A 12,315-nucleotide genomic window follows, 5' to 3' on the forward strand; every position below is an offset into this window, starting at 1 on the left:
ATGCCTGGTTTTCGGCCAACCCGAAAGAAACTTTAGGCAGGAATGCATCACCGCCGGTCAGTTGGCTTGCGTAACCCGATTTCCGACACAGTTTAGGGGGAGTGCCTACTCACCGCCAGCTTTCTGTCGTCATCCTGTCGCCCTTTTCCCCTACATGGCCACCTCGACCTGGCCTGGGCCGGTCACCCGTGCCTTGACCACACGCTTGGAATTCAGGTTGCGCACCCGGATCTGCGCTTCCATGCCACCCCTGTCCAGCGCTTCGCCGGGCATGCGCACGCTGAGGCTACCGCTGCGGGCGACGATCACCACCTGGTCGCCCTTGCGGATCACGTCGGCCTGCTCCATGTGTTGCTGGGTGAGCACCTGGTCGAGCACGGTGGGGCGCACCAGCTTCATGCCCACGGCCTGCTCCAGCTGGGTGAGGTAGCCTTGCGTCAGCGTCCCCACGTCGCGCTCGCGCAGGGCGACATCGCCCTGGTCGATCACGCTTTCACGCTTGAGCGGGCGGGTCATCACCACGACTTCGCGCAGCAGGCGTACTTGGGCCGGCACGAATACCGTCCAGGGCGCGGTGCCGTCGCAGCGCACCTTGACCGTGACCCGCCCCAGCGGCGTCGGGCTTTCCAGCGAGGCGTCCAGCTGCTGGCTGCACAACGGCATGCGCAGGCGCGGGTCGAGGGTGTTGACCTGGATCTCGTAGCGGCCCTGGGTCTGGGTGGTCGCCAGATAATCCTCTACGGTGAATTCAAGAAAGCCCTGGGTGACACCGATAAGCTGTTCAGGCAAGGTAAACGCATCCGCCAGCGTGCGAACGCCGGGTGCCATCAGGCACATCGCGGCGAGCGAGCCGGTCAGCAGGTGCGTCAGTCGTCGGAAAAATGTCGTTTTCGTATACATGGCGCTCAAAAAAGCAAAGCCCGTGCCGACTTGGTAAACAGGCAATCGTTGAAGGAGACTGGCATGGCTGGAGTGATGGATTCGGTCAACCAGCGCACGCAACTGGTGGGGCAGAATCGCCTGGAGCTGCTGTTGTTTCGCCTCAATGGCGACCAGCTCTACGGCATCAATGTGTTCAAGGTCCGGGAAGTGCTGCAGTGCCCGGAACTGACGCTGCTGCCCAGGTCCCACCCAGTGGTGCGCGGCGTGGCCAATATTCGCGGGGCGACGATCCCGATCCTGGATCTGTCGATGGCGACCGGGTTGCCAGGGCTGCAGGAAGAAACGCGCAACAGTTTCGTGATCATCACCGAGTACAACACCAAGACCCAGGGCTTCCTGGTGCACTCGGTCGAACGCATCGTCAACATGAACTGGGAAGAGATCCATCCGCCACCCAAGGGCACCGGTCGCGATCACTACCTCACCGCGGTGACCCGGGTCGACAACCGCATGGTCGAGATCATCGATGTCGAGAAGGTGCTGGCGGAAGTGGCGCCGTCGTCCGAATCGGTGTCGGCGGGCGTGGTGGATGCCGAGGTGCAGGACAAGGCCGTGATGCTGCGGGTGCTGACCGTCGACGACTCATCGGTGGCGCGCAAGCAAGTCAGCCGTTGCCTGCAGACCGTGGGAGTCGAGGTGGTGGCGCTCAACGACGGTCGCCAGGCCCTGGATTACCTGCGCAAGCTGGTGGACGAGGGCAAGCGTCCGGAGGACGAGTTCCTCATGATGATCTCGGATATTGAAATGCCGGAGATGGACGGCTATACCCTGACCGCTGAGATTCGCAGCGATCCGCGCATGCAAAAGTTGCACATCTGCCTGCATACTTCGTTGTCCGGGGTATTCAACCAGGCGATGGTCAAGAAGGTCGGTGCCGATGACTTCCTGGCCAAGTTCAGGCCGGACGATCTCGCCCAGCGCGTGGTCGACCGGATCAAGGCGTCCCATTGAAACGGCCGGGGCCTGTCCCCGGCGCTAGCGATTTAGAAAGAGGCGGCAGCATTGTCTACGGGTAATTTGGATTTCGAACAGTTCCGGGTCTTCCTGGAGAAAGCCTGTGGCATCCTGCTGGGCGAGAATAAGCAGTACCTGGTCTCCAGCCGTCTCAACAAGCTGATGGAGCAGCAGGGCATCAAGTCCCTTGGCGAACTGGTGCAGCGCATCCAGGCGCAGCCACGGGGCGGCCTGCGCGAACAGGTGGTCGATGCCATGACCACCAACGAGACGCTGTGGTTCCGCGACACCTATCCGTTCGAGGTGCTCAAGAACAAGGTGATCCCGGAGTTCATCAAGAACAACCCGGGCCAGCGCCTGCGCATCTGGTCGGCGGCCTGCTCGTCGGGGCAGGAGCCGTATTCGATCTCGATGTCGATCGACGAGTTCGAGCGCACCAACCTCGGCCAGTTGAAGATGGGCGCGCAGATCGTCGCCACCGACCTTTCCGGTGCCATGCTCAACAACTGCAAGACCGGCGAGTACGACAGCCTGGCCATCGCCCGCGGCTTGTCCCAGGAGCGCCTGCAACGATACTTCGACACCAAGGGCCCAGGGCGCTGGGCGATCAAGCCGCCGATCCGCAGCCGTGTCGAGTTCCGCTCGTACAACCTGCTCGACAGCTATGCGCCGCTGGGCAAGTTCGACATCGTGTTCTGCCGCAACGTGCTCATCTACTTCTCGGCCCAGGTCAAGAAGGACATCCTGATGCGTATTCACAGCACGCTGAAGCCGGGCGGATATCTGTTCCTCGGGGCATCCGAGGCGCTCAACGGGTTGCCGGACCATTACCAGATGGTCCAGTGCAGCCCGGGGATCATCTACCAGGCCAAGTAAGGCTGGATGAGGCAAAAAAGGCCGGCATCGCGAGATGCCGGCCTTTTTTGTTGATCAATCGGGTGGTTCGCCTGTAGGAGCGGCTTTAGCCGCGATGCGGTGTCTGGCACCCGCTTCGCGGGTGATCGCGGCTGAAGCCGCTCCTACAGAGATTTCCTGCGGGCGAACCGTCAGAAGTCGTAGCGCACCTTGGCCGAGAACACGTCGGCATCGAAGCCTGACTTGCCGACATAGTCGTAGTTCAGGCCGACGGTGACCGCGCCCAGCTTGTAGTCGGCGCCCACGCCGGCCTCGTAGCTGTTGCGCGCGGTACTGGCACCGTTGGTCACGAACGGTGTGCCGCCCACCAGGAAGGTCGAGGTGTTCTGTACCTTGTCGGCGGCGAAGTCGTGATAGGTCATCAGCTTGAACTGCGGCTCCAGGGTGCCGGCGCCGAGGGCGTAGCTACCTGCCAGGCGCACGCCGGCGCCCAGTTCGATGGCTTCGTAGCGCTGGTCTTCGATCTTCAGCGCGGCGGACGAACCTTTCTCCTTGTAGCTATCGATGTCGACCCGGTTGTAGCGCGCGGCCATGCGCGGCTCGACCAGCCATTGCGAGCTGGCCTGCCAGGTGTAGCCGGCGATCAGGTTCAGGCCCAGTTGCTTGCTGTCGTAGTCGGACTTGGCGCGGGTGCCGGCGATGTCGCGCTTGCCTTCGTTGTCGTTGAAACCGTAGGTGAGGTTGCCGTCGACGAAGTAGTTGCCCAGCTCATAGCCGCCGTACAGGGTAAAGGCGTGGCCCTCGACGTCGGTCTTGCTGCCGCTTCGGCCGTTGACGTCGGTATTGATGAAGCTGTACGCCAGGCCCAGGGTCAGTTGGTCGTCGAGCTTGCCGTCGGCACCGACGGCGATGCCGCGGCTGTAGGCGTTGTAGCCGGCGATGCCGTCCCGGCGTTGCTGGGTGGCGTCGCTGTACAGGCTTTGCACCCACACGCCGGTGTCCTTGAGCGTGTCGCCCGAGGCGACCCCGCGCAGGCCGCTGGTGCGGTTGAGGGTGACGTTGCTGATCAGGCGCTGGCTGGCGGTGGCGGCCTGGCGGGCGCCATCGCTGACATCCGGGGCCAGTTGCTCGGCCAGCCGGGTCAGTTGCGCCTCGTCGGCCTGGGACGCGATGCGCAGCAGCGGATCGTCCTTGCTCAACAGCGCCAGCAGGCCGGAACCGGCCAGCCCGTTCAGGGCGTGCTGGGCGTTGTTGTCGCCACCTTGTTCCTGGACCATCTCATCGATGGCCTGCTCTGACTTGGTGTTGACCTCGACATAGACCTTGTTGTCTTCCAGGGTGCTGGTGCGCACGTTCAGCAGTGCCGATGTGCTGACCACCTTGGGCTTGCCGTTAGGGTCGACGGCCTGGCCGCTGGCGTCGAGCACCTGGACCTGCCCGGCCTCGAGCAGCAGATAGCGCCCGCCAGCGGGCAGGTAGTCTTCGCTCTCGGGGGCCAGCGCGATTCGTGCATCCTGGCCGAACTCGGCAATACCGCTGACCTTGAGCACGGGCAGGGCTGGGTTGCTCTCCTCGCTCAGGTACAGGCCCAGCGAAGAGTGGTCCGCGACCCGCAGGTTACCTTCGAGGTTAATCTGTTGGCTGTCCAGGTTGAAGGTGATCGGAGGCTCGTCGGCGCTGCCGACCTCGAGCCAGCCGCCATCGCGCAAGCGGATGTTGCCCAGGGAGGGGTAGTAGGCGCCATAACTGGCATTACCCTCGACTTCGATGTTGGCCAGGCCATTGAGGTCGCCGAGGATATCGCTGCCCTCGCGCATGATCAGCTCAACCGGGCGGTTGCTGGTGGTGGCGTCGACAGCCACCCTGGACCAGATCCGGCCGCTGTTGAAGATGTTCAGGTCGCCGTTGGCCTTGTATTGCGGCTGCAGGCCCGGCCCGTCATAGACGACATTGCCGACCTTGATCGCGATGTTGCCGGCGGTGATCCTTCCGGTGTTGACCACGTGGTTGTTAATGCCGCCGACGAGGGTGGTGCCGTCCAGGTTGATGCCGATCGATTCCTGCGCCCCGATGTACAACAGGCCGGTGTTGGTCACGCCGGCCAGGACGCTGCCGGTGGTGGCGTCGATACCGATTGCGCTGGGGCCGACGACATTGATTTCGCCATTGTTGATGACCCGCCCTTCAAGGCTCGCGCCGGCGAGGTTGATACCGCGCGATTGCGTGCCGTTGCTGACGATGCGCGCGCCATTGGCATTGATCAGGTCGCCATTGATGACCGTGCGACCGCCATTGTGAGTGCTCAAGTCGATGGCGGCCTTCGCAGGGTTGAAAGGCCCCGAGGTCATATCACCGCCTGCCTGCAGCAGTCCTTCGTTGACCAGGTCGCCGTCGAGCACGGTTGCGCTGATCTTCAGGGCGGAGCCCTGCGCGCTGGTGGTCTTCACGATGCCGCGGTTATAGAAGTAGCCGTTGAGTTGGCTGTCGGTGATGCGGATGCCGTCGACCCCGCTCTTCGAACCGAAGGTGTTGCCTTTGTTGGCGTTGATCGCGCTATCGAACGCCAGGTCACCCTGCACCTTGGCATCGGTCAGGTCGATGGCGGTGCGGAAGATGTCGGTGGAACTCCCGGTGAATGTGAGATCGTCGCCGTAGGTCTGGTGCTGGCTGCTATAGCCGGCGTCCGTCAGGACGATGGTCTGGGGGGCGGGTACTGCCAAGGCAGGCAGGGGGCTGGCGCCGATGGTCAGGGCCAGCAGGGTCTTGCGGAAGGTGGGCGCAGGCACGTTTTCGTTCCTTGGAAATCGTCTTGGGAAGCGGCGCGCATCCATGCGTGACGGGAGGTCTGCAATCCTCTCGGGAGTGTCCTTCGGGCACGCCTCTGCGCGGGGAGCGAATCCTATCTCAGGTGGTGGCACATTGACACTTCTGTTGACGTCAATTTTTTGATTTGCCGCTTTTGCCGCCTGTCATTTGCCGCTCGCGCTCCGCGAGGCGGAAGCACTTTGCCGCTTTTCTGGCAGCTGTCGGGCGATGGGAAGGGCGAGAGGCCAGTATTTATCGGGGATTTGTTGGTTGGCACAACCCTTGCTAAAGCTTTGCCAACGAAATTCTGGTCAACCTTCGAAGGTTTCCCCGACATGAGCATCAGCTTCGATAAAGCGCTCGGCATCCACGAAAAGGCATTGGGCTTCCGCGCCCAGCGCGCCGAGGTGCTGGCCAATAACATCGCCAACGCCGACACGCCCAACTACAAGGCGCGTGACATGGACTTCTCGTCGGTGCTCGCCGCCGAGGCCGACAAGCAGCAGAAGGGGCGCATCGCCCTCGACCGTACCAACAGCCGTCACATCGAGGCCGAAGGCCTGGCGATGGCCGACGACACGCTGCAGTACCGCACGCCGATGCAGCCGTCGATCGACCAGAACACCGTGGACGCCCAGATGGAGCAGTCGAACTACGCCGAGAACGCCGTCGGCTTCCAGGCCAGCTTCACCCTGCTCAACAGTAAATTCAAAGGGCTGGTCGCAGCCCTGCGCGGAGAGTGACCATGTCCCTTGCCAGTGTCTTCAATATCGCCGGTAGCGGCATGAGCGCGCAGAACACGCGCCTGAACACCGTTGCCTCGAACATCGCCAACGCCGAGACCGTCTCGTCGAGCCTCGACCAGACCTACCGTGCCCGTCACCCGGTGTTCGCCACCACCTTCCAGCAGGCCCAGGGCGGCGTCGGCCAGTCGCTGTTCGAGGACCAGGGCGAGGCGGGGCAGGGCGTGCAGGTCAAGGGCATCATCGAGGACCAGAGCAACCTCGAGGCGCGCTACGAACCGAACCACCCGGCGGCGAACAAGGACGGCTACGTCTACTACCCGAACGTCAACGTGGTCGAGGAGATGGCCGACATGATCTCCGCCAGCCGTGCGTTCCAGACCAACGCCGAGCTGATGAACACCGCCAAGACCATGATGCAGAAAGTGCTGACCCTGGGTCAGTGATAAGGAAACCGGACCATGGCAGTCGAAAGCACTACTGGCGTGAACCTCAATGATGTCCTGAAGAACTCGGGCGTCAGCGACGGCACGACCAAGAAGCCCACCACCGAGAAGACCGACAAGAACGCCCTGGGCAAGGATGCGTTCCTGCAGTTGCTGGTCACCCAGATGCAGCACCAGAACCCGCTGGATCCCCAGGACAACGGCGAGTTCGTGGCCCAACTGGCGCAGTTCAGCAGCCTCGAGGGTATCCAGACCCTCAACAGTTCGGTCAACTCGATCATCACCGGCATGGGCTCGTCCCAGGCGCTGCAGGCCTCGTCCCTGGTCGGGCGCTCGGTGATCGTGCAGAACGAGAAGGCCATGGTCGACACCACCAAGAGCTTCACCGGCCAGGTGGTCGTGCCGCAGAACATCACCGAGGGCAAGGTCACCATCAAGGACAAGGATGGCAACGTGGTCAAGACCATCCAGTTGGGCGAGCAGAAGAAGGGCAACGCCGACTTCATCTGGGACGGCACCAACGACAAGGGCGAGAAGCTCAGCCCAGGCAACTACACCTTCACCGCCACCACCATGGTCGATGGCAAGGCAGCGACCATGTACACGTTGTTGCCGGCCACGGTGAACAGCGTCAGCTTCCAGAACGGCGGCGAGATGATGCTCAACCTTGCCGGGATCGGCAAGCTGGGTATCTCCAAAGTACAAACCATCGGAATCTAAGGCCGCTAGAACGGCAGAAGGAGCGAATACATGTCTTTCAATATCGGCCTTAGCGGTCTTTACGCAGCCAACAAGCAACTGGACGTCACCGGCAACAACATCGCCAACGTCAACACCAACGGCTTCAAGTCGTCGCGCGCCGAGTTCGCCGACGTCTATGCCGGCGCCAACCGCCTGGGCGTGGGCAAGAACCAGGTCGGCAACGGCGTGCGCCTGGCCAACGTGTCCCAGCAGTTCGGCCAGGGTGACGTGAACAACACCGGCAACGTGCTGGACATGGGCATCCAGGGCCAGGGCTTCTTCGTGCTGTCCGACAACGGCTCGCTGAGCTACACCCGTGCCGGTGCGTTCCAGACCAACAAGGACAACTTTGTCGTCACCTCCGACGGCGTGCGTCTGCAGGGCTATGCCGCCGATGCCAATGGCAAGATCCAGAAGGGCGTGCTGACCGACCTGAAGATCGACACCTCGGCGCTGGCGCCCAAGTCCACCACCCTGATCGATCAGGGTATCAACCTGAACTCGTCGGCCGTCGATATCCCGCTGCAGGTATGGGACCCTACCGCGACGCCACCGGCGATGGTGCCGAACAAGCCGTTCGATCCGTCCGACCGCAGCACCTACTCCGACTCGTTCCCGACCAAGGTGTACGACAGCCAGGGTAACGAGCACGTCATGGAGCAGTTCTACCGCAAGACCGGCACCAACCAGTGGACCATGTATACCCTGGTCGATGGGCGCAACCCATTCACCCCAGGTGCTGCCGCCCCAGCGGGTACCACTCCGCTGACTGGCACCATTGACTTCAACCCCGATGGCAGCGTGAAGAGCATGACGACCGCCGCCACGGGCGTGCCGAGCACGCCGGTTGGCCAGTTCGACTGGAGCGTCACCAACAACATCTTCAGCATGAAAGGCTGGGTGCCTGCGGCCAAGGACTCCGCCGGCAACTGGGCGTCGAATGGCGCGGTCGGCAACGCTGCGGGCATGCGTCTGTCGATGAACAGCACCACCTCGTACAACACCGAGACCGCGCGCATGTCGCAGTCCCAGGACGGCTATGCCACCGGTATCCTGTCGAACCTGTCGATCGACTCCACCGGCGTGATGTTCGCCAGCTTCAGCAACCAGCAGTCCCGCGCCATCGGCCAGGTCGCCATCGCCAGCTTCGCCAACCCGCAGGGCCTGCAGCAGATCGGCGGCACCCGCTGGAAAGAGTCGTTCGCCTCGGGCATCCCGGGCATCGATGCGCCGAAGACCGGCACCCTGGGCAGCGTCGAGTCCAACTCGCTGGAAGCCTCCAACGTCAACCTGACCCAGGAGCTGGTCGAGCTGATCAAGGCGCAGAGCAACTACCAGGCCAACGCCAAGACCATCTCCACCGAAAGCACCATCATGCAGACCATCATCCAGATGACCTGATGGTCGCTGGCAGGTCGCCGCACTACGCGTAACCACACGAACCCCTTTCTCGCGAAGGGGTTCGTCGTCTTTGAGGGTTGGCTCATGAAAACACTGATCGTCGCTGTTGCCGCGGCGTTCTGCCTGCTCCAGGCCCAGGCCGCCATGGCGCCCTGGTGGCGCTGGGAAAGCCAGGCCGATGGGCGCCTGGTCTGCTCGCAATGGTCGCCGGGCGATGGCTGGAAACGCTTTGCCGGGCCCTACAACAATGCCGCCTGCCGAGCGCTTTGACGCAAGGCAAAAATTGATGGCTTGAGGCCATCGATTGCGGCATTTCCTTCAGGTATGATCCGCGACATCCCCATTCGTTTGCGTGTCTCGCAACGTCTCTCTTCCAAGGACCGGAACTCTTGAAAAGCAGTAAGGATGCTGGCGCACGCGTGCTGCCGGAGCGGCTGTCTGTGGCCCTGAAAAAGGGCTTGATCGGTGCGGCCCTGTTCTCGGGTGTGATCAACCTGTTGGCGTTGGTCGGCCCCTTGTTCATGCTTGAAGTCTACGACCGGGTCATCCCCAGCCGCAGCCTGCCCACGCTGGTGGCGCTGGGGTTGCTGGTGCTGGGTATCTACGTGGTGTTCGCGCTGGTCGACATCATCCGTGCCCGGGTCATGTCGCGGGTGGCTGCGTCTGTCGACAGCGCGCTGTCCGCGCAAGTGTTCCGGGCCATCGCCGGGGCGCCGCTGAAGATCGTCATGCGCCATGACCCGCTCAAGCCCGCCCATGAGCTGGAGCAGATCCGCGCTTTCATCGCAGGCCCAGGGCTCATGGCCTTCTTCGATTTGCCCTGGATGCCGGTGTACTTGGCGGTCAGCTTCTATATCCATCCCTCCCTGGGGTTGCTGGCGCTGGGCATGATCATGCTGATGGTGCTGCTGACCTGGCTCACCGATCGCGGTACCCGCCAGGACATGCGTGATGCTGCCGAGCTTGCGAGCCAGCGCAATCGTTTGGGCCAGCAGGCCCACGGCGGCGCCGAGGTGCTTGCCGCGATGGGCATGACCGGGCGCGCCGCCGAGCGCTGGCAGGGCTTGCAGGCGCACTACGCCACCTTGCAGCGGCGCAGCGCCGACGTGAGTGGTTTCTACGGTGGCATCACCAAGGCCTTGCGCCAGCTGGTGCAGTCGGCGTCGCTGGGCGTGGGCGCCTGGCTGGTGATCCAGGGCGACCTCAGTGGCGGTGCCATCGTGGCCGCCTCGATCATTGTCGCCCGTACACTGGCGCCGGCCGAGCAGATCATTGGTACCTGGCGCAGCCTGGTGTCGGCGCGGCTGGCCTGGCAGCAACTGCAAGAGGTGCTGGCGCTTTTCCCGGCGCCTGCCGAAAAGACCGCGCTGCCGACCGCGCGGCATCAGGTGCAGGTGGAGGGCTTGTGCGTCGCGCCGCCCGGTGGGCAACGCCTGGTACTGAACAACATCAACTTCACGTTGGCCGCAGGCAGTGCCATGGCGGTGGTCGGGCCGAGCGCTTCGGGCAAGTCGTCGCTGGCGCGGGCGCTGGTGGGTGCCTGGCCGGCAGCGCGTGGCCAGGTCTGCCTGGATGGCGCGGCGCTGACTTTGTGGCCGGATGCCACGCGGGCGGCGCAGACCGGTTACCTGCCGCAGAGTGTCGACCTGTTCGAGGCGACCGTGGCGCAGAACATCGCACGCCTGGACCCTGACGCCGATGCCGCGGCCATTGTCTCGGCCGCACAACAAGCCGGCGTGCATGAACTGATCCTGCAACTGCCGCAAGGCTACGACACGCCGATCGGCGCTGGTGGCGCCAACCTGTCCGCCGGGCAACGTCAGCGTGTCGGCCTGGCCCGGGCGTTGTATGGCGACCCCTTCCTGGTGGTGCTCGACGAGCCCAACGCCAACCTCGATGCCGAGGGCGAGCGGGCGTTGGCGCGGGCGATCCTGGGGGTCAAGGCGCGCGGCGGCGTGGTGGTTGCCATCGCCCATCGCTCGGGTTTGTTGTCGGTGATGGACCAGGTGCTGGTGCTGGAGCAGGGTGCCCAGGCCGCCTTTGGCCCGCGGGACGCGGTGCTGGCGCGGCCGGTGGCCGTGAAGGGAGGGGCTCAGGCATGAAGACTGTCGATAACGAAAAGCAGCTGTTGGGGTCGTTGCGCAATCACCTCTGGGTGGGCGCCACAGTGGTGGTGGTGCTGCTGGGTGGTTCTCTGATGTGGTCGGCCGTCACCGAGCTGGCCGGGGCGGTCATCGCGCCGGGCACCGTCGCCGTGCAGGACAGTGTGAAGAAAGTGCAGCACCCCAATGGCGGTGTGGTCGCGCAGTTGCTGGTAAGCGAGGGGCAGGCGGTGCAGGCGGGCGAGGTGCTGGTGCGCCTGGATGCCACTGTGCAGGAGGCCAGCCACGCCATAGTCGCCAAGGCGCTGGACCAAGCCCAGGCCCGCCAGGCCCGGCTGGAGGCCGAGCGTGACGGCAAGGCGCAGGTGGAGATGCCTGCGCGCCTGGTGTCGCGCCAAGCGGATGAACAAGTGCAAGCGGTCATGGCCAGCGAGCGGCAATTGTTTGCCGATCGCCGGCAGTCCCGCGAGGGGCAGAAGTCGCAACTGCGCGAGCGCATCGAGCAGCTCAAACAGACCATCGGCGGTCACGATCTGCAGCAGCGTACCAAAGCCGAGGAAATCCGCCTGATCGACGAGGAATACCAGGCGGTCAAGACGCTGCAGAAGAAAGGCCTGATGACCCTTGATCGGGTCAATGCCCTGGCACGCGGCATCGCCCGCCTGCAGGGCGAGCGCGGCCAACTGATCGCCTCGATTGCCGAAGCCCGCGCACGCATTGCCGAGACCCAGCTGGAATTGCTGCAGGTCGATCAACGTTTCCGCGAACAGGTTTCCGAAGAGCTGCGCGACCTCATGGCCCGGCAAGGGGAGTGGGTGGAGCGCGAAGTCGCTGCCGCCGATCAACTTCGCCGCGTTGATGTCCTGGCACCCAGTGCCGGGCGCGTCCAGCAGCTCACCGTGCACACCGTGGGTGGCGTGATCTCGCCGGCCGAAACCCTGATGCAGATCGTGCCATTGGGCGACGAGCTGCTGGTCGAGGCGCGGGTCAGCCCGCAGGACATCGACCAGGTGATGCTCGGCCAGGATGCCTTGCTGCGCTTCAGCGCCTTCAACCGCGCCACCACCCCCGAAGTCATGGGGCGGGTGGTCCGGCTTTCCGCCGACCTGGTGAGCGACCCGCAGACCGGGCTCGGCTACTACCGCGCCGGTATTCATATCGACAGGGCCGAGCAGCGCAAGCTCGACGGCCTCACGCTGGTGCCGGGCATGCCGGTGGAATCGATGATCCAGACGGGTCGTCGCACCGTGCTGTCCTATCTGCTCAAGCCAGTAGGCGACCACGCGCAACGGGCATTCAGGGAAGGGTGAGCGCCATCGAAGGATT

11 protein-coding genes are annotated in these 12,315 nt (G+C 63.8%); 9 read left to right on the forward strand and 2 right to left on the reverse strand.

Annotated elements, in window-relative coordinates; translation table 11 throughout:
• Positions 1 to 150 precede the first annotated feature (150 nt).
• The gene (gene flgA, locus NGM28_RS12235; RefSeq protein ID WP_252090360.1) at positions 151 to 900 is read right to left on the reverse strand and encodes a flagellar basal body P-ring formation chaperone FlgA; all 750 of its coding nucleotides are present in this window, start codon (positions 898 to 900) and stop codon (positions 151 to 153) included.
• A gap of 63 nt (positions 901 to 963) precedes the next feature.
• Between flgA and NGM28_RS12240 the strand changes: the two genes are divergently transcribed.
• Positions 964 to 1,893 carry a chemotaxis protein CheV gene (locus NGM28_RS12240; RefSeq protein ID WP_011534937.1) on the forward strand — a complete coding sequence of 310 codons (930 nt, stop codon included), beginning with the start codon at positions 964 to 966 and terminating at the stop codon, positions 1,891 to 1,893.
• A gap of 51 nt (positions 1,894 to 1,944) precedes the next feature.
• Complete coding sequence (cheR, locus tag NGM28_RS12245) at positions 1,945 to 2,772, forward strand: protein-glutamate O-methyltransferase CheR (RefSeq protein ID WP_011534936.1); 828 nt, start codon at positions 1,945 to 1,947, stop codon at positions 2,770 to 2,772.
• Between the two features lie 170 nt (positions 2,773 to 2,942).
• Here cheR and NGM28_RS12250 read toward each other — a convergent pair whose 3' ends face one another.
• On the reverse strand, positions 2,943 to 5,537 hold the full coding sequence (locus tag NGM28_RS12250) for an autotransporter family protein (RefSeq protein ID WP_252090362.1): 2,595 nt from the start codon (positions 5,535 to 5,537) through the stop codon (positions 2,943 to 2,945).
• Between the two features lie 354 nt (positions 5,538 to 5,891).
• On the opposite strand from NGM28_RS12250, the gene flgB reads away from it, so the two are divergent.
• From flgB to NGM28_RS12285, 7 genes are all read left to right on the forward strand, one after another.
• Positions 5,892 to 6,299, forward strand: coding sequence for a flagellar basal body rod protein FlgB (gene flgB / locus NGM28_RS12255; protein ID WP_011534934.1), 408 nt, complete (start codon positions 5,892 to 5,894; stop codon positions 6,297 to 6,299).
• A gap of 2 nt (positions 6,300 to 6,301) precedes the next feature.
• A complete protein-coding gene (gene flgC / locus NGM28_RS12260; protein WP_011534933.1) occupies positions 6,302 to 6,745 on the forward strand; it encodes a flagellar basal body rod protein FlgC in 444 nt (147 codons plus the stop codon).
• A gap of 15 nt (positions 6,746 to 6,760) precedes the next feature.
• On the forward strand, positions 6,761 to 7,465 hold the full coding sequence (flgD, locus tag NGM28_RS12265) for a flagellar hook assembly protein FlgD (RefSeq protein ID WP_240064290.1): 705 nt from the start codon (positions 6,761 to 6,763) through the stop codon (positions 7,463 to 7,465).
• Between the two features lie 30 nt (positions 7,466 to 7,495).
• Complete coding sequence (gene flgE / locus NGM28_RS12270; protein WP_240064289.1) at positions 7,496 to 8,887, forward strand: flagellar hook protein FlgE; 1,392 nt, start codon at positions 7,496 to 7,498, stop codon at positions 8,885 to 8,887.
• A gap of 84 nt (positions 8,888 to 8,971) precedes the next feature.
• A complete protein-coding gene (locus NGM28_RS12275; protein ID WP_240064288.1) occupies positions 8,972 to 9,157 on the forward strand; it encodes a hypothetical protein in 186 nt (61 codons plus the stop codon).
• A 119-nt stretch (positions 9,158 to 9,276) separates the two neighbouring features.
• On the forward strand, positions 9,277 to 10,989 hold the full coding sequence (locus tag NGM28_RS12280; RefSeq protein WP_252090364.1) for a type I secretion system permease/ATPase: 1,713 nt from the start codon (positions 9,277 to 9,279) through the stop codon (positions 10,987 to 10,989).
• A complete protein-coding gene (locus tag NGM28_RS12285; RefSeq protein WP_252090366.1) occupies positions 10,986 to 12,299 on the forward strand; it encodes an HlyD family type I secretion periplasmic adaptor subunit in 1,314 nt (437 codons plus the stop codon). Before NGM28_RS12280 ends, NGM28_RS12285 begins: the two co-directional genes overlap by 4 nt.
• The last annotated feature ends 16 nt before the right edge of the window (positions 12,300 to 12,315 follow it).

The organism is Pseudomonas sp. MWU13-3659, assembly GCF_023757525.1.
Taxonomy (GTDB): Bacteria; Pseudomonadota; Gammaproteobacteria; order Pseudomonadales; family Pseudomonadaceae; genus Aquipseudomonas; species Aquipseudomonas entomophila_E.